Source organism: Promicromonospora sp. CA-289599, from assembly GCF_050936155.1.
Lineage (GTDB): Bacteria > Actinomycetota > Actinomycetes > Actinomycetales > Cellulomonadaceae > Promicromonospora.
This window is the reverse complement of sequence record NZ_JBNJNI010000001.1, coordinates 3,871,108-3,893,463: the sequence shown is the minus strand read 5'-3', so window position 1 is coordinate 3,893,463 and position 22,356 is coordinate 3,871,108. Positions and strand designations below refer to the sequence as shown.

The window sequence follows — 22,356 nt, the reverse complement described above, 5'->3', positions numbered from 1 at the left end:
CAGGTATCGATGCGCTCCTCACGTCCGTCACCTGGTAGTCTCGTTTCGGCCGATACGGTGAGCAACAGCTCATGGATCTCGGCCACGCGCCTGTAGCTCAGTGGATAGAGCGTCTGCCTCCGGAGCAGAAGGTCGGGGGTTCGAATCCCTTCAGGCGCACCACCCGAAAAAGGCCCCTCACCAGGCATGACGCCTGATGAGGGGCCTTCTTTCTGCCCGGGGTCGGAGGCTGTCCCCCACCAATCTCCCCACCACGGTCAGCGTCCCGGGTACTTGTCCATGGCCAGCTTCGCCGCGCATCCGGCCTGCTATTCGTCGCGGACGCCCTCGCGGTTCCGTGGCCACATGAGCATCGAGCGCTGCCGTTGTGCCTCGGTGACCGACTCGGTCACGTCGCTCGCCTGGACCCAGAGAAGTATGCCCGGCAGCGTCTCACGCCAGCTCACGCCTTCCGGAAGCTGCTTCGGGAGGTGCCCGCCCAACGTGCGGGTACCGACAACCGGGAACCGTCGTCCGTACTCCTGGCTGCTCTGCGCCGCGAGCAGCAGGTCGTAGTGCCAGAACTCCGCCGCGGGCGCCGCAGCTATGTCGAGCGACCACTGCGAACGGTCGACGATGATCTGTACCACCGAATCGCCCTCGAAGACGAACAGCGCGCCGAACGTGTTCGTGCCGTCCTGTGAGACGAGCACATAGCCGCTCGACACCAGCCAAGCGACGGTGTGCTGGACGTCCGCTGGCGCATACGCACGGAAGAACTCGTCGACCTGCTGCTGGCTCATCGGCATGTTGATGGTTCACGCTCCACGGTAGGAGGGTGCGTTGGTCACGCAGGCCCTGCTGACGATGCTATTGGTGGGTGAACACGTGCCCGAGTGGCCGCAGCGCTTGAGGCGGGGTCGACCTGACCGGTCAGGCCGGTGCAACGACCTCTGCTCCGCAGTAGAGGCACATCAATGTGTACTCGACCGCTTCGCCGTGCTCGAACCGCACGCCCATCTCGACGGAGTACTCGTTGCACTCCGGGCACGTCCAAGTCAAGACGCCATCCTCGTCGCCCCGCTTCGCCGATCGGATGATTTCAGCCCATTCGTCGCTTTTCATCGCCTGGGACCCTACCGGCTCCCCGAGGACTTGCCGGTAGAACCCCATCCGACAACCGAAAGCCGTTCCCTACCGATCTCCCCGCCGCCCGGCACCAGATGCCGTACGTTCGGCCGCAGGACCCACGACGCACCGGGCGTGCAGGGCGATGAGGGGAACGCAGATGGCTCTCGGGACCTACTACTACGTCGTCGAAGGCACCGGCGACAGCCAGCATCTCGTCCAGGTGAAGAATGCCGCGGCGTTCGCGGAGACCGGCACAAGAGTGCTGCGGGCCATCCTGTCCATAGGGGGTGCCACCCACCTGATCAACTCCGGCCCGGACGGCTTCGAGGACATCCAGTACGGCGTTCTGTCGGTCCGGTCCTCGGCGGACGGGGCGGTGTTGCGGGCCTACCGCGACTGGCTTCTCTCCGAGCGGGTGCCGTTCGACGGCAAGTAGGCGGCCGACCTCAGAGCCGGCCCGTGGTGGCGACCCGGAACCCCAGCGTGCGCAGCACCCGCCAGAAGTACTCGGCAACCTCCTCCGCCGACACGTCGTCGGGATAGTTCGTGAGGTGAACCGCCACGGCGCCCGTAAGCATGGCCTGCACCATCTCGACGTCGGCGTCCGCCGCCAGCTGGCCCTCGTCTCGCGCACGAATCACCAGGTCATGGACGCTCAGGTCGCGCGAGCCCGCACTCGCCGCGCGGAAGGCCGCCCACAGCTTCGGGTGCTCACGTGGCACCGACATCATGCGGCGCAGCAGTACCCGCGACCGGGGAGCGCTCAGGCCGGCCGACCAGGTGGTGACCAGGTCGGCGAGGCTTGGCTGGTCGGGGACCTGGAAGGAGACGAGCACCGCCGCCTCGTTCGCCACGAGGGCGGCGACCGCCAGGTCGTCGCGCGTCGCGTAGCGGCGATAGACGGTAGTGCGGGCAACCCCCGCGCGCTTCGCCGCCTGATCGATGCTCACACCCTCGACGCCGGCCTCGGCGATCAGGTCGAGCGCCGCACTCAGCACCGCGCGGTCCGCCTCCGTGTTCCGTGGCCTGCCCGGCGCACGACGCCGCTGGGCCGTCACTGTTCAGTCCTCACCCAAAAACGATACGGGCCTGTAGCGTATTACTCGACCGGAACGTGTGATCGGTCCCGCCCGGTGAGCGGCCCACCGCCGTCCGAGCGCGTCGCCGTAGAGTCCACATCGCCATGGACACCGCACTGGACCTGACGGTTCCCGTCATCATCGGCGGCACGATCGCCGCGCTCCTCATGGGCCTGTCCAAGACGGGCCTGCCTCCCCTGGGGGCGCTCGGCGCGGCAGTCATCGCAACCGTGCTCCCGCCCGTCCCTGCCGCGGGCGTTGCTCTGCCCCTGCTCATCGTCGGTGACCTCGTCGCCGTCAGCGCGTATGGCCGGAACGTGCGCTGGCGCATCCTGCGGGCGCTCCTGCCCAGCGTCGCCCTCGGGATCCTGGTCGGCTTCGCCGCCCTGCGCTGGGCGCCACCCGACGTCAGCGCCCGGATCGTCGGAGCCCTGCTCCTCCTCGCCGGGCTGGGCGACCTGGTGCGACAGCTCGCCGCGCGCCGGGCCGCCCGCCGTCCGCCGAGCAGCCCCGCATCCAACCCCATGCCCGACGACGACGCTGCCGCCCCGCCCCCGGCCGCCACCCGTCCCCGGCTGCGCGACCGCATCGCCCGCACGGCCCTGGGCGCCACGGCCGGCCTCTCGACGATGATCGCGAACGCGGGCGGTCCGCCGATGAGCCTGTACCTGCTGCGCGCCGGCGTCTCGCGGGCCGGTCTGCTCGGCACCGTCGCTCTGTTCTTCCTCACCGTGAACCTCGCGAAGCTGCCGTTCAGCACCAGCCTGGGCCTCGTCTCCCCGGACTCGCTGCACGTCTCGCTCGCGCTGCTCCCGGGCATGGTCGCGGGCCTGCTGCTCGGCCGGCTCGTGGCGCACCGGATCTCGGGCCCGGTGTTCAGCACGGCCGTGCTCGTCGCGACGGCCCTGGCTGGCGCTCGGCTCCTGCTCGGGTGACATACCACTCGAGCGCCGACCGACGCACCCCCGCACCGGGCTACCGATGCGCCCCCGGTGCCGCTACTGTCCCGGGTATGCCCGACGAGTCCGTGGACTTCTACCCGTCCCGTGCCCACGTCCTCACGCTCGCCCTGACCACCCTCGCGCTGGTCGTGCTCTGCGCTGTGGCCGCCCGCCTCGGCTTCGACGCCGCGCAGGCGAGCGCCGCACCGGCCGCGCTCGCCGTCGTCTCGCTGAGCGCCATCGGCGTCCTGGTCTTCACCGGCCTGGGGCTCATCATCGTGCGCCGCCTGCTGCTGCCCACCTGGCCCGTGCTCACGCTCGACGGCGAGGGGCTGACCGACTGGCTGCCCAACCTCGGCGTCGAGCAGGTGCTCTGGACCGAGGTCACCGGCGTCCGCGAGGCCCGGCTGACCTTCCGGCGGGTGCTCGCGGTGGATGTCGCGGACCCGAAGGCGGTCGTCGCACGCCAGCGGACGTTCGTCCGGCGCATCGCCGCCTCGGCCAACATCGCCCTGGTCGGCACGCCGGTCGTGCTGAAGCCCGGCAGCATCGACAGCCGCCACGAGGTGATCGCCGCGGCCCTGAGCACGTTCGTGGGCGGCAGAGTCGTGGGCGGCGAGCTCATCGGCGGCACGGCGCCTCGCACCGAGCCGGTTGCGTAGACTTCTTGAACCATCCGCAGACAACCATCTGCGGAAGGATGCATACGAAGCACCTACCGAGCATCAGCTGCCGAGCATGGCGAGGGATCTCACATGAGCGATGATCGCTTCGACGAGGCTGCCCCGGCCGACACCGACCGCGGCTACGCCGACTTCGAGTTCGAGCGCCGGTTCTTCGTGCGCGACCTCCCGGCCGAGCTCCGGGACGCGCCGGCCCTCATCGTCCAGTCCTACTTCCTGGCGGACGACGGTTACGCCCTCCGGGTCCGCGTCCAGGCCGGTGACATCGACGCCGACCTGACCGGCGACACCGACCCCGCGGAACTCCTGCGGGCGCACGTCGCGGACATCGACTTCGCGGCAGTCACGGTGAAGGGGCCCGCGGTGGGTGGCACCCGCTACGAGGCGGAGCGAGAGCTGGACCCGAGCATCGGCGTCGAGCTGGTCCGCCGCGGCGGGGCACCGATCGTCAAGGTCCGCTACGCCGTCTGGCTCGGGGCGGACGGCTGGTCGATCGACGTCTTCGGCGGCGCCAACCATCCACTGGTGGTGGCCGAGTGCGAACGCTCGGGCCCGGTGACAGGCCTGCAGATCCCGGACTTCTGCGTCACCGAGATCACCGACGACCGCCGGTTCTCGAACGAGTCGCTCGCCATGGAGCCCTACAGCGCGTGGGCGCCGTCGTTCGCCGCCGAGCTCGCGAGCGACGGCCCGGTGTTCCGCCAGGACTTCGGACCGAACACCCACCTGCGCTTCTGACGGGTCCTACCCGTCCCACTCGCCCTTCTCGGCGACGCCCGACACGAACTCCCAGTGCCACGGCTCGTACTTGCTCCCGCCGAGCTGGGCCCACGCGGGGTTCTGCCAGCCGTAGGACGGCGCGTTGGCCCAGAGCCACGAGAAGACCTCGCTGTCCCCGGTCTCCTTCGAGCAGAGGTCGATCGCAAGACCCCAGCCGTGCATGGACGTGCCCGGCGAGGCTGCGAAATACCCTCTGGCGGCCTTGATCTCGTACTGCGTGCTCAGGTCGCGGTAGCTCGCGACGAGGCACATCTCCCGGCCGAACGACGCCCGGAACGCCTCGTTGAGGGCGCTGAGCGACATCGCGGCGTCGGGCCGCAGGTACTCCCCCGCCTGCCACAGCTCGCACAGGGAGTGGTCCGCGAGCGCACCGTTGGTGCCTTCCACGGGAGCGCTGACGTCGCAGTCCGGCAGAGGGCCGCGGTCGAGCGAGCGGCTGGCGGCCGACTCGGGCCGGGTGATCATCTCGGCCCGGACGACGGCAGCGGAGGTCTTCGGGCGTTCGACGGGCTGCGTCACGAGGTCGAGCACGTTCGGCCCGGTGTGCGGCGCCTCGATGTCGAACGGGGACTCGCCCGACTCCGCGGTGCCCTGCACGAACGGCGCGGCGATGGTCGCTGCGGCCAGCGTGCCGATCACGGCCGCCCGGGAGACGATCCGCTGCCCGGCGGGCACGGACGACGTCGGCCTGGTGGGCCGGGTGATGGCCCCGGTGACCACCTGGTCGAACGACGTGGCACTCCGGGTCGCCACCGGCTGGCTCGCCTGCGCCGGCGTCGGCTGGATCAGCGGAGGCTGGACCTGCGGAGGCTGGGCCTGCGGACGCCGGACCCGCGCTCCCTGAGCCCGCAGTACGTGCGCGCGCAGGGCCTGGGCCTGCTGCTCCTGCGCCTCGCGCCGCGCTCGGCGCGTCATGGGCGCGGGCTGCAGGCTCGTCACAGCCGTGGACTCCACTGATCCTCCGTCGTCGAGCGTCCGCGGCCCCTCGCGGTGTCTCTGTCGCACGAGACACTAACCGGGGCCGGCCCGCCTGCCAAGCCCCGCCGGGACATCGTCCGACCCGCACATGACGTGATCACTACCTGTTCATGCCTTCCCGACCGCCTCACCGGCGCTGCATCGCATCGCGCACCTCGCCCACGAGCTCCTCCAGGATGTCCTCGAGGAAGACGACGCCGAGGACCTGGCCCTCGTTGCCCTCGACACGAGCGAGGTGTGAGCCGGACCTCTGCATGACCCGCAGCGCGTCCTCGACCTCGTCGTCGGGCCCGACGGCGGCCAGCGCTCGGACCCGCCACGCGGCCACCGGCTCGAACCGGGCGGGCCCCGTCGCGTAGAGGACGTCCTTGAGGTGCAGGTAGCCGACGAGCTCGTCGCCGTCCTCGCCGTGCGTCACGACGGGGAACCGGCTGAAGCCGTGCTTCGACACCAGCCGCTCGACGTCGTCGGGCGTGCTGTGCTCGTCGACGGACACCAGGCCGCTGACGGGCACCATGACGTCGCTCGCCGTGCGGTTGGAGAACTCGATGGCGCCGGTCAGGAGGCCCTGCTCGTCGCGCAGCACACCCTCGGCCTGGGAGTGCTCGACGATGGACTGCACCTCCTCCGCGGTGAACGCGGAGGCGACCTCGTCCTTGGGTTCGACGCCCGCCAGCCGCACCGCGTGGTTGGCGATCCAGTTCAGGCCGCCGATGACGGGACGCAGGACGCGGGCGAGGAGCACCAGCGGCGGGCCGAACCACATGACCGCCCGGTCCGGGCCGGATACCGCGAGGTTCTTGGGCACCATCTCGCCGAGCACCACGTGCAGGTACACGACCAGGGACAGCGCGATGACGAGGGCGATCGGGTGGGTGAGGTCGTCGCTCACCCCGAGGCTGTGCAGCGGCCCCTCGAGCAGGTGCGCGAGCGCGGGTTCCGCGACGATGCCGAGGCCTGTGGAGCAGACGGTCACGCCGAGCTGGGCACAGGCGAGCATGAGCGACACGTGCTCCATGGCCCACAGGACGGTGACGGCCCGCCGGTCCCCTGCCGCGGCGAGCGGCTCGATGGCGCTGCGGCGCGCGGAGATGACGGCGAACTCGGCGCCGACGAAGAAGGCGTTGCCCGCGAGCAGCACGAGACCGATGATCAGTGCGGTGGTCGTGCTCATCGGCTCGTCCCCTTCTCGCTGCGCGTCCGGTCGGCCCTGACCCGGTCCGGCCGGGACCGGTCGTTCCGGGCCCGGTCGTCCCCCGGCCGGTCGTCGGGCAGCGAGCGCACCCGCACCCGCTCGACACGGCGCCCGTCCATGGCCTCCACCCGCAGGGTCACGCGGGCGGCCGCGGTCCCCACCGTGACCTCGTCGCCGACGGTGGGCATGCGACCGAGCTCCGCCATGACGAGGCCGCCGAGCGTCTCGTACGCGGCCCCCTCCGGAACCTCGATGGCGGTGTACTCGACGAGCTCGTCCGGGCGCAGCACGCCCGGCACTATCCACGACCCGTCGGCGGCACGGGCCGCGCCGGCCCGCCGGGGGTCGTGCTCGTCCGCGACGTCGCCCACCAGCTCCTCGACGACGTCCTCCAGCGTGACGACGCCGGAGGTGCCGCCGTACTCGTCGACGACCACCGCCATCTGCATACCGAACCCGCGCAGCTCCACGAGCAGCGGGCCCAGGCGCACCGTCTCCGGGACGCGGGGCGCGTCCACCATGAGGGCGGCCGCGGGCACCTCGCTCCGGCGGTCGTGCGGTACGCCGACCGCGCGCCGCAGGTGCACGAGGCCGACGACGTCGTCCCGGTCCTCCCCGATCACCGGGAACCGCGAGTGTCCGGTGCGTCGGGCGAGCGCGACGACGTCCTCCGCCGTCGCCGTCCGGTCCAGCACCGACATGCGCAGGCGGTCGGTCATGACGTCGCGCGCGCTCAGCGTGTCCAGCTCGATCGAGTTGGTCAGCAGCGTCGCGACGGACTCCTCGAGCGTGCCCTCCTCCGCCGAGCGGCGCACGAGCGAGGCCAGCTCGGACGCGGACCGGGCTCCGGACAACTCCTCACGCGGCTCCACGCCCATGCGCCTCAGCAGGGCGTTGGCGGAGCCGTTGAGCCCAGCGATCACGGGCTTGAAGGCAATGGTGAACCCACGCTGGATCGGCACCACGAGGCGCGCGGTGGCAAGGGGGGTGGAGAGCGCAAAGTTCTTGGGGATCAGCTCACCGAACACCATGGAGAAGACGTTCACCAGCACGACGGCCAGCACGCCCGCGAGCACCACGGAGACCGCCGTCGGCACGGACGTCGCGCCGAATGCTGCCGAGAGCAGGGAGTTCAGCGCCGGCTGGGCGGTGTAGCCGAGCAGGATGGTGGTCAGCGTGATGCCGACCTGGGCGGAGCTCAGCTCGGTCGAGAGGTGGCGCAGTGCGGTGCGTACGCTGCGGTCCCGCATGCTCTGGCCGAGTGCGGGCCGGGCAGCGTGGGGGGACCGAGGGTTGGCCGCGGAGGACTGGGGATCGGACCGGGTCCGGCCGGGTCTGTCCCCCTCCGAGTCGTCGGAGTCACCGATCACCGCGGGATCGATGGTGACGAGGGAGAACTCCCCGGCCACGAAGACAGCAGTACCTGCTGTGAGAAGGACGCCGACGGCGACCAGGATCCAGTCGCCGGTCATCTCGCGCTCCGGAGGGCTTTCGGGGGGTCTGGATTCTTCCAGGATCTTCGGTCGGGATATCGCTCGATCATCGTGCGACAGATCGTAGCGGGAACGCTCCGGAAGGGCTGCGCGCACGAGCGACCGGGCGCTCGGACACGCAGTCAGGCCGTTATCAGGGTCTTATCAGGTAGGTACGGGCATGATTGACCTATGTCATCTGGTAACCCCCAGCCGTCTGGGGCCTCGCAGCAGCCCGGTCCGGCGTCGGCCGCAGCCTCGACCGGTCAGCAGAGCGCGACCGTGCTCGTAGTGGAGGACGAGCCGACGATCGCGACGGCCATCGCCCAGCGGCTGTCCGCCGAGGGCTGGCGGGTCGAGGTCGCACGCGACGGCTTGTCCGGCGTCGACGCCGCCTCACGGCTGCGCCCCGACCTCGTCGTGCTCGACGTGATGCTGCCCGGCATCGACGGGCTCGAGGTCACGCGACGCATCCAGGCCGAGCACCCCACGCCGATCCTCATGCTCACCGCGCGGGACGACGAGACCGACATGCTGGTCGGCCTCGGCGTCGGCGCGGACGACTACATGACCAAGCCGTTCTCGATGCGCGAGCTCGTGGCCCGGATCAAGGCGCTCCTGCGCCGCGTGGACCGGGCGGCGCAGGCCGCCGCGACGACGCCCGCCGACCCGCCCATGATGATGGGCGACGTCACGGTGGACCGCGCCCAGCGCCGTGTCTACCGCGGCGGCGAGGAGGTCCATCTCACTCCGACCGAGTTCGAGCTGCTCGTCATGCTCGCCGGCTCACCCAAGACCGTCCTCACGCGCGAGCGCCTGCTCGCCGAGGTCTGGGACTGGGCGGACGCCAGCGGGACCCGCACCGTGGACTCCCACATCAAGGCCCTGCGCCGCAAGCTCGGCCCTGACCTGATCCGTACCGTGCACGGTGTCGGGTACGCGTTCGAGCCGCCCGCCAACCAGGCCAACCAGGCCAACCCGTAGCCAGAAAAAGGGTTCTGATGAGACCGCACGTACCCCGCGTCCCCGACGTGCGGCCGCTGGACCCGCTGCGCTCGCTCAAGATCAAGCTGGGCGTGCTGGTGGCGGTGACGGTCTCGGCGGCGGTGCTGATCACGTGGCTCGGTCTGCAGGCGTCCCTGGGACCGAGCCGCACCTTCCCCCTGGCCATCATCCTGTCGCTGCTGGTCACGCAGGTCCTGGCCCGCGGTATGACGTCGCCGCTGCGGGAGATCACCGAGGCCGTCGAGGCCATGGCGGACGGCGACTACACCCGCCGGGTGCGCGCGACGAGCAGCGACGAGGTCGGGCAGCTCGCGCACGCCTTCAACCGCATGGCCGAGGACCTGGCCTCGGTCGAGCAGACCCGCCGTGACCTGATCGCCAACGTGTCCCACGAGCTGCGCACCCCGGTCGCCGCGCTCAAGGCGCAGCTGGAGAACATGGTCGACGGCGTCGTCGAGCCCACCCCGGCCGCGCTGGAGCAGGCGCACGCCCAGACGGACCGGCTCACCCGGCTCGTCACCTACCTGCTGGATCTCTCGCGCATCGAGGCGGGCGCCTCGGCCCTCAACGTGGGCAACATCGCCGTCGGCGACTTCCTCGAGGACTGTGCGGAGGACCTCTCGATGGTCGACGCCGCCAAGGACCTCCACTACGTCGTCGACGTCACGCCGGAGGACCTCTCCATCGAGGGCGACGCCGAACGCCTCCACCAGGTGGTCATGAACCTGCTGCAGAACGCGATCCGGCACTCGCCGCCGGGCGGTGTCGTCCGCCTGGACGCCTACCCCGTGGACAGCACCGAGGGCGCCGACGTCGTGCTGGAGGTCAGTGACGAGGGTCCCGGTATCGCCGCGGCGGACCGCGAGCGGATCTTCCAGCGGTTCGTGCGCGGCACCGGGTCGACGGCGGACCGGACGGACGGCCGGGGCCGGAACGGATCTGCGGGCGACACCTTCGGCGGCGGCACGGTCGGGAGTACCGTCGGGTCGAGCGGGGGCACCGGGATCGGCCTGGCCATCGTCCGCTGGGCGGTCGAACTGCACGGCGGGCACGTCCAGGTGGTCGACTCCGACCGGGGCGCGACGATGCGGGTCACCCTCCCGGCGCGGGCGCACCCGGCACCGGGTGTCTCGACCACGCACACGGACTGATCACACGGACCGACCCGCGTCCCGTGAGAAACCGAGAAGCCTAGGGGCGCGAGCGGTCAGAGCGTGAGACGGAGTCGCGTGATTTCTGTCACACGCGCCAAAGATTGTCCGCCCCGCAGGAAGCCCCGTAACGCCGTGTTGGGGACTTCCAGGCCGAATGTTGCCCGGGTTTTGCTCAGCGTGCGATAAACATGACGAACCAACTTCTTTGGCGCCGTCGCGCCCCGCAGGGCCCGTGCGGCCAAGCCCACCAGCGGGCGATAAGGGCCTACCCTTGGAGGGTCCGAAAACATTCGGGCTTCGCGTGCTGCGACAAGTCTGGCGCGCGACGAACGCAACTGTGGTGAAGGTGGGCGATCCGCGCGTGTCCCCTAAGGCTGGTTCAGAGTCGATCAGCGTGGCGAGCTCGTCATTCGGAGCCAACGAATGGCTTGTCGACGAGCTCTACCAGCAGTACCTCAAGGACAAGAACGCGGTAGACCCCGCGTGGTGGGACTTCTTCGCCGACTACACCCCCGGCGAGAACGGCTCCACCAAGGACGGCGCACCGGCAGCAGCTCCGACGGCTCCGGCCGACGCAGCGCCGGCCGACGGGGCTCCAGCCGGCGCAGGTGCGACCCAGGCAAGCCCGGCGGCCCCTGCCCCGGCTCCCGCCCGGCAGTCGGCACCCCCGGTGACCGGCGGCACCGCCGCGTCGGAGGCGGCGCAGAAGGTGCGCAAGAAGCGCCTGCCTGCCGACCCCAAGGTCAACCCGGCGAACCCCATCGCCACCCCGCCCACCACGCACTACGCGGACACGTTCGAGCGCCCGGTGGCGCACCCGGACGCCGTAGACGACATCCAGAAGCTGCGCGGCCCCGCCGCGCGCGTGGTCACGAACATGGAGGCCTCGCTCGAGGTCCCCACCGCCACCTCGGTGCGCGCCGTGCCCGCCAAGCTGATGGTCGACAACCGCATCGTCATCAACAACCACCTCAAGCGTGGTCGTGGCGGCAAGATCTCGTTCACGCACCTCATCGGCTTCGCGCTGGTCGAGGCGCTGGCCGACATGCCGGTCATGAACGCGCACTACGAGCCGGTGGACGGCAAGCCGGGCGTCAACCAGCCCGCGCACGTGGGCTTCGGTCTCGCGATCGACCTCGCCAAGCCGGACGGCTCGCGCCAGCTGCTGGTGCCGAGCATCAAGAAGGCCGAGGAGCTCGACTTCGCCGAGTTCTGGGCGGCTTACGAGGAACTGGTCCGCAAGGCCCGCGGCGGCAAGCTCGCCGTGCCCGACTTCCAGGGCACGACGATCTCGCTGACCAACCCCGGTGGCATCGGCACCGTGCACTCCGTGCCGCGCCTCATGCAGGGCCAGGGCACCATCGTCGGCGTCGGCGCCATGGACTACCCGGCGGAGTTCGCCGGCGCGTCCGAGGAGCAGCTCGCCAAGATGGGCATCTCGAAGGTCATGACGATCACGTCGACCTACGACCACCGCATCATCCAGGGCGCGCAGTCCGGCGAGTTCCTCAAGATCATCTCGGAGAAGCTGCTCGGCCTGGACGGCTTCTACGACCGCGTCTTCGCGGCGCTGCGCGTCCCGTACGAGCCCGTCCGCTGGGTCCGGGACAACACGGTCGACGCCGACGTCGAGGCCGCCAAGCCGGCCAAGATCGCCGAGGTCATCCAGTCGTACCGCTCGCGCGGCCACCTGATGGCCGACACGGACCCGCTGGCCTACCGCCAGCGCAAGCACCCGGACCTGGACATCCAGAACCACGGCCTGACGCTGTGGGACCTGGACCGCACCTTCCCGACGGCAGGCTTCGGCACCAAGCCCAAGGCCACGCTGCGCGAGATCCTCGGCCTGCTGCGCGACTCGTACTGCCGCACCATCGGCATCGAGTACATGCACATCGCCGACCCGGGCCAGCGCAAGTGGCTCCAGGAGCGCCTGGAGGCGGGCTACGCCAAGACGCCGCGCGAGGACCAGCTGCGCATCCTGCGCCGCCTGAACTCCGCCGAGGCGTTCGAGACGTTCCTGCAGACCAAGTTCGTCGGGCAGAAGCGCTTCTCGCTGGAGGGTGGCGAGTCCCTGATCCCGCTGCTCGACGCGATCCTGTCGCGGGCCGCCGAGGGCGGCCTCGACGAGGTCGGTATCGGCATGGCCCACCGCGGCCGCCTCAACGTGCTGGCGAACATCGCGGGCAAGAGCTACGGCCAGATCTTCAAGGAGTTCGAGGGCCAGCTCGACCCCAAGAGCGTCCAGGGTTCCGGCGACGTGAAGTACCACCTCGGCACCGAGGGCACGTTCACGTCGGAGTCCGGCGCCACGACCCGCGTCTACCTTGCCGCCAACCCGTCGCACCTCGAGGCAGTCGACCCGGTGCTCGAGGGCATCGTGCGCGCCAAGCAGGACCGCATCGACCTCGGCGGCGACGGCTTCTCCGTGCTGCCGATCCTGGTGCACGGCGACGCGGCCTTCGCGGGCCAGGGCGTCGTGCCCGAGGTGCTGAACCTGTCGCAGCTGCGCGGGTACCGCACGGGCGGCACGATCCACGTCGTCGTCAACAACCAGGTCGGCTTCACCACCGGCCCGACGGCGTCCCGCTCTACCACGTACGCGACCGACGTCGCCAAGGGCTACCAGGTCCCGGTGCTGCACGTGAACGGCGACGACCCCGAGGCCGTCGTGCGGACCGCCGAGCTCGCCTTCGCGTTCCGCGAGCAGTTCGGCCAGGACGTCATCATCGACCTCATCTGCTACCGCCGCCGCGGGCACAACGAGGGCGACGACCCGTCGATGACGCAGCCGCTCATGTACAACCTCATCGAGACCAAGCGCTCGGTGCGCAAGCTGTACACCGAGAACCTGGTCGCCCGTGGTGACATCACCGTCGAAGAGGCCGAGGGCGCGCTGCAGGACTACCAGTCGCAGCTCGAGCGGGTCTTCACCGAGACCAAGTCGGGCTTCACGCCCGCCCCGCAGACGGAGCACCTCGCCGGTCTGGAGCGCCCCGAGTCCCAGCGCGAGGACGCCGGGACGATGGTGGGCTGGCAGACGGCGATCTCGCCGGAGATGCTGCAGCAGGTCGGCGACGTGCACACCACGCCGCCCGAGGGCTTCACGATCCACCCGAAGCTCGCGCAGATGCTGGAGAAGCGCCAGCTCATGGCGAAGGAAGGCGGCATCGACTGGGGCTTCGGCGAGCTCGTCGCCTTCGGTTCGCTGCTCGTCGAGGGCACCCCGGTGCGCCTCGCCGGGCAGGACTCCCGCCGCGGCACCTTCGTGCAGCGGCACGCGGTGCTGCACGACCGGGAGACCGGCGCCGAGTGGACGCCGCTGCTGTACATGTCGGGCGACCAGGCCAAGTTCTGGGTCTACGACTCCTCGCTGTCGGAGTACGCCGCACTCGGCTTCGAGTACGGCTACTCGGTGGAGCGCCCGGACGCCCTGGTGCTCTGGGAGGCGCAGTTCGGCGACTTCGTCAACGGCGCCCAGACGGTGATCGACGAGTTCATCTCGTCCGCCGAGCAGAAGTGGGGCCAGTCGTCGTCGGTCGTCATGCTGCTGCCGCACGGCTACGAGGGCCAGGGTCCGGACCACTCGTCCGCCCGCATCGAGCGGTTCCTGCAGCTCGGCGCGGAGAACAACCTGACGATCGCGCAGCCGTCCACCCCGGCGTCGTACTTCCACCTGCTGCGCCGCCAGGCGTACGCCCGCCCGCGCCGTCCGCTCGTGGTGTTCACGCCGAAGCAGCTGCTGCGTCTCAAGGCGGCGGCCTCCTCGGTGGAGGACTTCACGTCGGGCACGTTCCAGGAAGTCATCCCGGACCCGGTGGCCGACCCGGCCAAGGTGAACCGCGTGCTCTTCTGCACGGGTCGCGTGTACTACGACCTGCTCGCCGAGCGCACCAAGCGCGGCGACGACGGGGTGGCCATCGTCCGCCTCGAGCAGCTGTACCCGTTCCCGGAGGCGCAGATCCGCGCGGAGCTCGCCAAGTACGACGGCGCCGAGCTGGTCTGGGTGCAGGACGAGCCGCAGAACCAGGGTGCGTGGGGCTTCATCCACCTGGCCCTGCCGCTGGACATGCCGTACGTCAAGGTGGTCTCCCGCCCGGCGTCCGCATCGACCGCCGCCGGCACCGCCAAGCTGCACCAGGCGCAGCAGAAGACGCTCCTCGAGCAGGCCTTCACACGCGGCTGACGTACAGCTCCACGAAGTAGAGCGCCTGTCCGAGTCTCCCTGGCGCAACCAGGGAGACTCGGACAGGCGCTCTACTTCGTGGACACCTACCTACTTCGGCGGGGTGAGCTCACCACTTGTCGTGGACGTGCTCCTTGATCATCTCGTCGTAGATCTCCCGCACGCCGGACATGAAGAGCGGGCCCAGCGTCTCCGCGTGCCCGGCCGCGGCGTTGGCCCGGGCCTGCTCGACGTTGCGCGCACCCGGGATCACGGAGGAGACGCCCGGTCGCTGCCAGGCCCAGGCGATCGCGGCCTGCGCCGGGGTCAGGGTCTCGCCGACGAGCTCCCGCGCCAGCTCCGTGAACCGGGCGGCGGCCTCGAGCCCCACCTCGTAGGGCACGCCGGAGAACGTCTCGCCGACGTCGAAGGCGGCGCCCTCGCGGTTGTAGTTGCGGTGGTCGTTCTCGGCGAACACCGTGTCCTTGGTGTACTTGCCCGAGAGCAGGCCGGACGCGAGCGGCACGCGCGCGATGATGCCGACGCCCGCGGCGGAGGCCGCCGGCAGCACCTCGTCGAGCGGCTTGAGCCGGAACGCGTTGAGGATGATCTGCACGCTGGCGACGTTGGGCCGCGCGATGGCCTCGAGCGCCTCGGTGGTCTTCTCGACGCTCACGCCGTAGGCGGCGATGGCGCCGTCGGACACGAGCTGGTCGAGCGCGTCGTAGACGGCGTCCGAGGAGTAGACGGGCGTGGGCGGGCAGTGGAGCTGCACCAGGTCCAGCCGGTCGACGCCGAGGTTCTGCCGGGACCGGTCGGTCCACTCCCGGAAGTGCTCCAGCACGTAGTTCTCCGGCACCTGGTCCATGCGCCGGCCCATCTTCGTGGCGACGGTGATGCCGGCGTCGGGGTGCTCCTTCAGGAAGGATCCGATCGCCTGCTCGCTGCGGCCGTCACCGTAGACGTCTGCGGTGTCGAAGAAGGTCACCCCGGCCTCGAGCGAGGCCTCGAGGACGGCGCGGGCGTCGCCCTCGCTGACCTCTCCCCAGTCAGCGCCGAGCTGCCAGGTGCCCAGGCCCACAGCCGATACGAGCCGACCCGTCCGTCCGAGTACCTGCTGTTCCATCGTTCCTCCTGCTTATGGGCGGGCAGACGTGCCCGCGTGGACCCGACATCAGGTCCTGTTCGTAGCGGGGTCGTGCGAACGTCACAGAACCCGACCCCCTAGTCTGCTGTCTCACGCTACGTGGCGCAGGCATAAATTGCCCTACGGTTACGGTGTGAGTGTGACGACAGAAATTCCTCCCGTGGCTGCGGCCAGGCCCCACCCTTCCGGGGACCAGTTCCGGATCAGCCACGAAGGCCACCGTGCGACGGTCACCCAGGTGGGTGCGGCGCTGCGAGAGTACTCGGTCGACGGCCGCGACGTCGTGGTGCCCTTCAGGGCGGACGAGATCAGCCCGGTGTTCAACTGTGCCGTGCTGATCCCCTGGCCGAACCGGCTTCGCGACGGCTCCTACGAGTACGGCGGCACGACGCACCAGCTGCCCGTCACGGAGCCCGCGCGCAACACCGCGCTGCACGGGCTCGCGGCATGGGAGCGCTGGTCGGTGATCGAGCACACGGGTTCCGCCGTGACCCTCGAGCTCGAGCTCGTCGCCCGGCCGGGCTACCCGTTCCAGCTGGTCGCGCAGATCCGCTACGCCCTGTCCGACGCGGGCCTCGAGGTCATCCTCGACGTCACGAACGTCGGTGGGAGCACCGCGCCCTACGGGTGCGGGTTCCACCCGTGGCTCTCGACAGGTGGCGCGAACCTGGACGAGTGCACCGTCCGCCTCGACGCGGCCACGCGCGTCACGACCGACGAGCGGCTGCTCCCGACCGGCACCGAACCAGCGTCGGGCACCTTTGACCTGCGTGAGCCGCGCAGCGCGGCCGGGCTGGACCTGGACGACGCGTACGTCGACGTCGTGCGCGACGCGGACGGCCTCTCCTGGGCCCATCTGTCCGCACCGGACGGCCGCACCGCGGCGGTCTGGATGGACGAGTCGCAGGACGTCTGGCAGGTGTGCTCCGGCGACCACATCGACCCGGACCGTCGCCGGATGGGCCTCGCCGCCGAGCCGATGACGTGCGTGGCCGACGCGTTCCGCACGGGCGAGCGGCTCGTGCACCTCGCTCCGGGTGAGCGGCACGCCGTCCGCTGGGGGATGACGCTGCTCTGACGGCGCCCTTCGACGTCACCGCACTGACGGCGCTGCGAAAGTGTCGCTGGTTCACGTGGGCGCACACGCGTCGGCGCGTTGGCACTGTTCGGCCACCGTCCGTGCACCACAATGGGGAACCGGCCGTCCGCCAGGCTGCCGGGAACAGGCAAGGAGAGTCCGTTGCAGGATCGCGAGGTGCGCATCTGCGTCGTCGGTGACGAGCTGGCCACGGGTGTCGGAGACGCTCGTGCGCTCGGCTGGACCGGTCGTGTCCTCGCACGCACCCATTTCTCCCGGCCCGCCATGCTCTTCACCCTCGCTGTGCCCGGCGAGACCAGCACGCAGCTCGGCGCCCGCTGGGAGGCGGAGACCGCCACGCGGTTCGGCTCGGACTCCGAGGTCGAGAACCGCCTGGTGGTGGCCCTGGGGCGGCACGACGTCGCCTCCGGGCTCACCGTCGCGCGCTCGCGGCTGAACCTGGCGAACATCCTCGACGTCGCGGACGCGAACCGGACGGCGGCGTTCGTCGTCGGGCCGCCGCCCGGGCTGCCCGCGGAGGGCAGCCGGATCGCGGAGCTGTCGGACGCGTTCGCCGACGTCGCCAACCGGCGCCGGGTGCCGTACGTCGACACGTACACACCGCTGGCGCAGCACGAGCAGTGGCTCGCCGACCTCGCGCAGGGTGGTGGCGTCTACCCCGGCCAGGCCGGCTACGGGCTGATGGCGTGGCTGGTGCTGCACACCGGCTGGCACGCCTGGCTGGGCCTCCCCCAGGACGAGGTCGCCTGAGAGAGAAGTAGAGCGCCTGTCCGGGTCTCCCTTGTGTCGCCAGGGAGACCCGGACAGGCGCTCTACTTCGCCGAGCTCGGTCAGCCGCGGGTGATCGTGGCCGTTCCCGAGACGGTGTTGGTCGAGATGTACGCCGCCGCACCCGGCTCGGCGTGGTCGACGACGACGGTGCGCTGCGCGCTGGACGTCGCCTGTGCCCCGTCGATGACGACCTTGCCCGTGACGCTGCGCGCACGGAGGTTGACCGGGGACCCGGCGTCAAGCTGCACCGCTGCCGGGCCGGAGACCGTCTTGGCGTTGACGAGGGGTGTGGTGCCGATGGCGGTGACGTCGACCGCACCGGATACCGTCTGGACGGACACCCGGCCCAGGGCACCCACCACGGACGCCGCTCCGGAGACCGTCGAGACCGACACGTCGCCCGCGTGCTCGGCGACGGTGACCGCTCCCGTGCCGGACTTGGTGGTCACGGACCCGGTAGTGCCGGTCACGGTGATGGCGCCGCCGGCGGTCTTGACGTTGACGCCGGACTGCGACCCGGTCACCACGACCTCGGCGCCGACCGTGGCGACGTCCACCACCGACGTGGCGGGCACGGTCACCCTGACGACTGCTGCGTCCTGGTCCTTGAGCCCGCGGAAGCGGTCCACGAAGCCCTCGAGCCCCGGGAAGTCGTAGGCGACCCGGAGGTTGCCGTGCTCGGCGAGGATCTGCAGCGGCCGCGCCGATACCTCGATGACTTCGACGAGGGCTCCGGACGTGCGGTTCGGGTCTGCCACGATCTCCGCGCGTCCGTTCGTCAGGCGGACGATCAGGGTCGAGGCGCCGCCGACCTCGATGGTCTGCGGGGCGGCCACGCTCCAGGACTCGGTGGTCATCGCTGTGCTCCGTTCATTGGGAAAAGCTGCTGGGGAGGTTGCTGTGGAGTTCGGATGGCATTCATGGGATTCGGTCCGCACGACGCGGCGGAGAGGTCGTGCTGTGCGGCAGCGTCCCACGGATCGCGGAACGTGCCGAGTCGAGAACTGTGCGGAGCGTCTCCACGGTCAGCGCGGACACCGTACCGGCGACGTCCGCCTCTCGCAGATCGGCCAGGACGTCGTTACGGAAGCGCTGCAGGACCGCCTCGGCGTCGTGCCGCAGGGAGTTGGACTGCGTGCGACGCGGGTCGGGCGCGGCATCCGGGCGTGGCCGTGTGCGGACCTCCTGCGCGGCCGCGGCGAGCTCGGCCCGCAGGCCTCGCATCGTGTCGCGGACGTCGGCCCGCACCTCGTCCGCCAGGCTGCGCACCGTCTCGGCCACGCTGCGCTCCAGCCGCCTGACGTCGTCGAGACGCGCGTCGATCTCCGCGCGGCCGGCAGGGGTGAGCTCGTAGGTGGCCTTGCGGCCGGCTCCCGGTGAGCCCGGCGCCCCGGCACCGGATCCCGGGACGGAGCGGCGCACCAGGCCCTCCTCCTCGAGCCGGGCCAGCCGCGGATAGATGGTCCCGGCACTGGGGCGGTAGGTGCCACCGAAACGCCGGGTGAGCTCGGTGATGACCTCGTACCCGTGCCGGGGCCCGTCCAGGAGCAGCACCAGGAGGTACAGGCGCAGTTCCCCGTGGGCGAACACCGGAGGCACTACAGCTCCACGGGCGACTGGTCCGCGGGCACGGTGCCGGACGGAGCGTCGGCGACCGCGTCCTGCGGCCCGCCGATCACCGTGACGTCACCGGAGACACCGGTCACCCGCAGGTGCATGACGCCGGGGCCCGCCGACCGGTCGCCGCCGACGACCTTCGAGCCACCGCCGCCCGTGAACTGCAGGCCACCCAGGGTCACCCGCCCGCTGACGCTCTGGACGGAGACCTCGACGGCCCGCTCGTCCGGCACCCGCAGGAGCATGTTCCCGGACACGGTGTTGACCCGGACGGAGTGCGGCTGGTTCACCAGGTCGAACGTCACGTCCCCGGACACCGAGGACGACGTGACCGAGTCGGCGGAAGCGCTCACCACGACGTCGGCGGACACGGTGTTGCTCGTGACCTCGCCGACATGGTCGCGGACCGTCACCTCGCCGGAGACCGTGTTCAGCCGGAGGTCGCCGGCGGTGCGGGAGACCAGCAGCGACCCGGAGACGGTGGACGCCGACGCGCCCGCCGTCGTACCGGCGAGGAGGCCCTCGCCGCGGACCGTGCCGAGCCGCACGGCGGTCCCGGCCGGTACCGCCACGTGGATGTCGGCACGGGCCTTTCCGCCGAAGTCGGCGAACCGCTTCATGAACGAGCCCCAGCCGGACAGGCCGCTCTCGTGCTCGATCACCAGGCGCCCCGCGTCGAGGCGTACCTCGAGCGAACGGCCCTCCACCGAGTGCACCTCGACCCGGACCACCGGCTCGTCGTGCGCCACGATGTCGAGCCGGCCGTCGACGACATGAGCATCGACGCTGGTCACACCGTCCAGCTCGATGGTCTGCGGACCGGTGACGGTCCAGCTGTCTGCGCTCATGGGTTCCTCCGGTGCTCGTGGCTGGCTCGGACCGTCGCTGCCTCAACGCGATATATCGCGTTGACCTCACTCACGATATATCGCGTTTGTTCGTCCGGCAACCCCTTTGCGGCCGGACAACCTCACGATCTGTGGGATCATGGAGCCATTCAGTCCGTCACCTGTCAGGAGACACCCATGAGCAAGCGCGGTCGTAAGCGCCGTAGCCGCAAGGGCTCGGCCGCCAACCACGGCAAGCGTCCCAACGCCTGAGCTGGCTCAAGCGTCCGTCAGGACCGTGAGCCGCCCAGCCAGGGCACGCGAAAGGGCCGGGAACCCAATGGGTCCCGGCCCTTCGTCATGCCCGGCCGCGGTCAGCCAGACAGGTCACTCGGCGACGGTCATGACCGTCAGCTGCTCGTGGATGCGTATCCGCAGCGTGTCCGGCGCGCGCTCGCTGCAGGAGCGGCGCACCAGCTGCTTCACGAGGTCCTCGACGCTCAGCTCCGCCAGGCACGGCGAGCAGTGCGCGACGTGCGCGCGCATGCGCGTCTCGTCCTCCGGCGTCATCTCGGAGTCCAGGTACTCGTAGAGGTGTTTCAGTGCGTGCTCGCACTCGGACTCCCCCGCCGTGTCGTGCGGGATGGGCTGGATGTTGTTCACTGCGCACCTCCGGGCGCCTGGCTGACGAGTCCTCGCTGGGCGGCGTAGTCGGCGAGGAGCTCACGCAGCTGCCGCCGTCCGCGGTGGAGCCGGGACATCACCGTCCCGATCGGAGTTCCCATGATCTCGGCGATCTCCTTGTAGGGGAAGCCCTCGACGTCGGCGTAGTACACGACCATCCGTCGGTCCTCCGGGAGCTCGGCGAGCGCCCGCTTCACATCGCTGTCCGGCAGCCGGTCCAGCGCCTCGACCTCCGCCGAGCGGAGCCCGCGCGACGTGTGCGACGCCGCGCGCGCGATCTGCCAGTCCTCGACGTCCTCCGCCTGGGACTGCTGCGGCTCGCGCTGCTTCTTGCGATAGCTGTTGATGAACGTGTTCGTGAGGATGCGGTACAGCCAGGCCTTCAGGTTGGTGCCCGGCCGGTACTGGTGGAACGCCGCGAACGCCTTGGCGAACGTCTCCTGCACCAGGTCCTCGGCGTCCGCGGGGTTGCGCGTCATGCGCAGCGCCGCGGAGTACAGCTGGTCGAGGTACTGGAGCGCGTCCCGCTCGAACCGCGCGGCGCGAGCCGCGGCGTCCTCCTCCTGCGGGGAGCGCTCGGTGCTCTCGTCGTCGCTGCCCTCGCCGGTGGTCCCCGGGCTGGTCACGGTGCTGGGCTCAGTGGTGCTCTCGGCCGCGGTCGCTTCCGTGGATCCGACAACACCCTCGCTCGCGCTCTTGTCGGGGCGCGCCCCGACATCGGTGCCGATCGCGTCGGCACCCTGGTTCTGCTCGCGGGAAGTGTCAGTCATCGCACTCGAGCCTAGCCTCGTCGGCCAACCCGTGTTCGCCAGGGCCGCCGACAGGGCGTCCGCCGTGGCCTTCGCCGAGGACAGCACGGTGTCGACGGAGGTGCCGAGCAGGTGCGGCGGGACCGCGCCGAACCCCACGGGCGGCACCTGCGCACCCGACGTCGAACCCGTGGTCACGCCCGACATCGGGTTCATCCCCGCGTCGACCGCTCCACCCGTCACCATGCTGGTCGCCGTGTCCGTCACCGTGTCGATCACCCTGCTCTCCACCTGATCCTTCTCGAGGCATCGCTCCACGACGGGTTCAACTCCCGCCCCCGGCGTCGAATTCCCGGTGTGTTTCCGTGCCGCCATCCTGCTGCATTCGCCGCCCTCATCTGCCAAGGTGGAGGCATGCTGCTTCGACACATCGCGCGACCCCTGCTGGCCTCATCGTTCATCTACGACGGGGTGCAGGCTGCCCGGAACCCGAGCGAGCACGTGGCCGCGGCCAGGTCCGGGTCCGCCCTGGCCACCCAGGCCCTGGGCGCCGAGCCGCTCAGCGAGAAGCAGGTCACCTCGCTCGTCCGCGCGCACGGGATCGCCACCGCGGCCGCCGGCACGCTGCTCGCGCTCGGCAAGGCGCCACGCGCCTCAGCGCTCGCCCTGGCCCTGCTCACGCTGCCGCTCGCCGTGGTGAACCAGCCCTTCACCGCCCCGAAGGAAGAGCGTCCCGTGCGCACCGACCGGTTCCTGCACAGCCTCGCCTCCGTGGGTGCGGCCCTCATCGCGGGCGCCGACCTCGAAGGCCGGCCGGGGCTGTCCTGGCGGGTCCAGCAGGCACGTGCCGCGCGCGCGGAGGCAAAGGCAGCCGTCGTCAAGGCCTGACGCACTGCGACA

At 70.7% G+C, this 22,356-nt stretch carries 24 protein-coding genes and 1 tRNA gene; 13 read left to right on the top strand and 12 right to left on the bottom strand.

The window, feature by feature from the left end:
* The first annotated feature begins 86 nt into the window (after positions 1-86).
* Positions 87-162 (top strand) — tRNA-Arg (locus tag ACQEVI_RS17260).
* A gap of 146 nt (positions 163-308) precedes the next feature.
* Here the strand turns inward: ACQEVI_RS17260 and ACQEVI_RS17255 are convergent.
* Both ACQEVI_RS17255 and ACQEVI_RS17250 read right to left on the bottom strand, forming a co-directional pair.
* Entirely contained in the window at positions 309-782 is a 474-nt protein-coding gene (locus tag ACQEVI_RS17255) for a hypothetical protein (RefSeq protein WP_432900977.1), read from the bottom strand.
* Positions 783-912: 130 nt separating this feature from the next.
* Positions 913-1,152 (bottom strand): hypothetical protein, encoded by a 240-nt coding sequence (locus tag ACQEVI_RS17250; protein WP_432900975.1) that lies wholly within the window; start codon positions 1,150-1,152, stop codon positions 913-915.
* Between the two features lie 115 nt (positions 1,153-1,267).
* Here ACQEVI_RS17250 and ACQEVI_RS17245 point away from each other — a divergent pair, with 115 nt between their 5' ends.
* The gene (locus ACQEVI_RS17245; protein ID WP_432900973.1) at positions 1,268-1,546 is read left to right on the top strand and encodes a hypothetical protein; all 279 of its coding nucleotides are present in this window, start codon (positions 1,268-1,270) and stop codon (positions 1,544-1,546) included.
* Between the two features lie 10 nt (positions 1,547-1,556).
* On the opposite strand, the gene ACQEVI_RS17240 is transcribed toward ACQEVI_RS17245, so the two are convergent.
* Positions 1,557-2,168 carry a TetR/AcrR family transcriptional regulator gene (locus ACQEVI_RS17240; protein ID WP_432900971.1) on the bottom strand — a complete coding sequence of 204 codons (612 nt, stop codon included), beginning with the start codon at positions 2,166-2,168 and terminating at the stop codon, positions 1,557-1,559.
* Between the two features lie 125 nt (positions 2,169-2,293).
* On the opposite strand from ACQEVI_RS17240, the gene ACQEVI_RS17235 reads away from it, so the two are divergent.
* From ACQEVI_RS17235 to ACQEVI_RS17225, 3 genes are all read left to right on the top strand, one after another.
* Complete coding sequence (locus tag ACQEVI_RS17235) at positions 2,294-3,124, top strand: TSUP family transporter (RefSeq protein WP_432900968.1); 831 nt, start codon at positions 2,294-2,296, stop codon at positions 3,122-3,124.
* Positions 3,125-3,201: 77 nt separating this feature from the next.
* A complete protein-coding gene (locus ACQEVI_RS17230; RefSeq protein ID WP_432900965.1) occupies positions 3,202-3,792 on the top strand; it encodes an STM3941 family protein in 591 nt (196 codons plus the stop codon).
* A 93-nt stretch (positions 3,793-3,885) separates the two neighbouring features.
* The gene (locus ACQEVI_RS17225; protein ID WP_432900963.1) at positions 3,886-4,551 is read left to right on the top strand and encodes a CYTH domain-containing protein; all 666 of its coding nucleotides are present in this window, start codon (positions 3,886-3,888) and stop codon (positions 4,549-4,551) included.
* 6 nt (positions 4,552-4,557) lie between these two features.
* Here the strand turns inward: ACQEVI_RS17225 and ACQEVI_RS17220 are convergent, their stop codons facing one another.
* The 3 genes from ACQEVI_RS17220 to ACQEVI_RS17210 form a co-directional block, all read right to left on the bottom strand.
* On the bottom strand, positions 4,558-5,547 hold the full coding sequence (locus tag ACQEVI_RS17220) for a M15 family metallopeptidase (protein WP_432900961.1): 990 nt from the start codon (positions 5,545-5,547) through the stop codon (positions 4,558-4,560).
* Between the two features lie 151 nt (positions 5,548-5,698).
* Positions 5,699-6,745 (bottom strand): hemolysin family protein, encoded by a 1,047-nt coding sequence (locus ACQEVI_RS17215; protein WP_432900958.1) that lies wholly within the window; start codon positions 6,743-6,745, stop codon positions 5,699-5,701.
* Positions 6,742-8,238, bottom strand: a complete 1,497-nt coding sequence (locus ACQEVI_RS17210; protein ID WP_432900956.1) for a hemolysin family protein — start codon at positions 8,236-8,238, stop codon at positions 6,742-6,744. The genes ACQEVI_RS17215 and ACQEVI_RS17210 overlap by 4 nt, the downstream gene beginning before the upstream one ends.
* 192 nt (positions 8,239-8,430) lie before the next feature.
* Between ACQEVI_RS17210 and ACQEVI_RS17205 the strand changes: the two genes are divergently transcribed.
* From ACQEVI_RS17205 to ACQEVI_RS17195, 3 genes are all read left to right on the top strand, one after another.
* Positions 8,431-9,222, top strand: coding sequence for a response regulator transcription factor (locus tag ACQEVI_RS17205; RefSeq protein ID WP_432900954.1), 792 nt, complete (start codon positions 8,431-8,433; stop codon positions 9,220-9,222).
* 17 nt (positions 9,223-9,239) lie between these two features.
* Positions 9,240-10,394 (top strand): sensor histidine kinase, encoded by a 1,155-nt coding sequence (locus tag ACQEVI_RS17200; RefSeq protein ID WP_432900951.1) that lies wholly within the window; start codon positions 9,240-9,242, stop codon positions 10,392-10,394.
* A 397-nt stretch (positions 10,395-10,791) separates the two neighbouring features.
* Positions 10,792-14,583: a multifunctional oxoglutarate decarboxylase/oxoglutarate dehydrogenase thiamine pyrophosphate-binding subunit/dihydrolipoyllysine-residue succinyltransferase subunit gene (locus tag ACQEVI_RS17195; protein ID WP_432900949.1), complete on the top strand. Its 3,792-nt coding sequence runs from the start codon at positions 10,792-10,794 to the stop codon at positions 14,581-14,583.
* A 109-nt stretch (positions 14,584-14,692) separates the two neighbouring features.
* Here the strand turns inward: ACQEVI_RS17195 and ACQEVI_RS17190 are convergent, their stop codons facing one another.
* Complete coding sequence (locus ACQEVI_RS17190) at positions 14,693-15,688, bottom strand: aldo/keto reductase (RefSeq protein WP_432900947.1); 996 nt, start codon at positions 15,686-15,688, stop codon at positions 14,693-14,695.
* Between the two features lie 181 nt (positions 15,689-15,869).
* Between ACQEVI_RS17190 and ACQEVI_RS17185 the strand changes: the two genes are divergently transcribed.
* Together ACQEVI_RS17185 and ACQEVI_RS17180 are read left to right on the top strand one after the other, a co-directional pair.
* Positions 15,870-16,787, top strand: a complete 918-nt coding sequence (locus ACQEVI_RS17185) for an aldose 1-epimerase family protein (RefSeq protein WP_432900944.1) — start codon at positions 15,870-15,872, stop codon at positions 16,785-16,787.
* A gap of 177 nt (positions 16,788-16,964) precedes the next feature.
* Complete coding sequence (locus ACQEVI_RS17180) at positions 16,965-17,558, top strand: GDSL-type esterase/lipase family protein (RefSeq protein ID WP_116677529.1); 594 nt, start codon at positions 16,965-16,967, stop codon at positions 17,556-17,558.
* Between the two features lie 80 nt (positions 17,559-17,638).
* Here ACQEVI_RS17180 and ACQEVI_RS17175 read toward each other — a convergent pair whose 3' ends face one another.
* The 3 genes from ACQEVI_RS17175 to ACQEVI_RS17165 form a co-directional block, all read right to left on the bottom strand.
* Positions 17,639-18,436, bottom strand: coding sequence for a hypothetical protein (locus tag ACQEVI_RS17175; protein ID WP_432900943.1), 798 nt, complete (start codon positions 18,434-18,436; stop codon positions 17,639-17,641).
* A 61-nt stretch (positions 18,437-18,497) separates the two neighbouring features.
* Positions 18,498-19,178, bottom strand: a complete 681-nt coding sequence (locus tag ACQEVI_RS17170; RefSeq protein WP_432900940.1) for a PadR family transcriptional regulator — start codon at positions 19,176-19,178, stop codon at positions 18,498-18,500.
* Entirely contained in the window at positions 19,178-20,044 is an 867-nt protein-coding gene (locus tag ACQEVI_RS17165; RefSeq protein ID WP_432900938.1) for a DUF4097 family beta strand repeat-containing protein, read from the bottom strand. The genes ACQEVI_RS17170 and ACQEVI_RS17165 overlap by 1 nt, the downstream gene beginning before the upstream one ends.
* A 177-nt stretch (positions 20,045-20,221) precedes the next feature.
* On the opposite strand from ACQEVI_RS17165, the gene ACQEVI_RS17160 reads away from it, so the two are divergent.
* Positions 20,222-20,296: a 50S ribosomal protein bL37 gene (locus tag ACQEVI_RS17160; RefSeq protein WP_156968370.1), complete on the top strand. Its 75-nt coding sequence runs from the start codon at positions 20,222-20,224 to the stop codon at positions 20,294-20,296.
* Between the two features lie 114 nt (positions 20,297-20,410).
* Here ACQEVI_RS17160 and rsrA read toward each other — a convergent pair whose 3' ends face one another.
* Together rsrA and ACQEVI_RS17150 are read right to left on the bottom strand one after the other, a co-directional pair.
* Complete coding sequence (gene rsrA / locus ACQEVI_RS17155) at positions 20,411-20,686, bottom strand: mycothiol system anti-sigma-R factor (protein WP_432900935.1); 276 nt, start codon at positions 20,684-20,686, stop codon at positions 20,411-20,413.
* A complete protein-coding gene (locus tag ACQEVI_RS17150; protein ID WP_432900934.1) occupies positions 20,683-21,477 on the bottom strand; it encodes a sigma-70 family RNA polymerase sigma factor in 795 nt (264 codons plus the stop codon). The genes rsrA and ACQEVI_RS17150 overlap by 4 nt, the downstream gene beginning before the upstream one ends.
* A gap of 31 nt (positions 21,478-21,508) precedes the next feature.
* Here ACQEVI_RS17150 and ACQEVI_RS17145 point away from each other — a divergent pair, with 31 nt between their 5' ends.
* Both ACQEVI_RS17145 and ACQEVI_RS17140 read left to right on the top strand, forming a co-directional pair.
* The gene (locus tag ACQEVI_RS17145) at positions 21,509-21,751 is read left to right on the top strand and encodes a hypothetical protein (RefSeq protein WP_432900932.1); all 243 of its coding nucleotides are present in this window, start codon (positions 21,509-21,511) and stop codon (positions 21,749-21,751) included.
* 119 nt (positions 21,752-21,870) lie between these two features.
* Positions 21,871-22,344, top strand: coding sequence for a DoxX family membrane protein (locus ACQEVI_RS17140; RefSeq protein ID WP_432900929.1), 474 nt, complete (start codon positions 21,871-21,873; stop codon positions 22,342-22,344).
* Positions 22,345-22,356 lie beyond the last annotated feature (12 nt).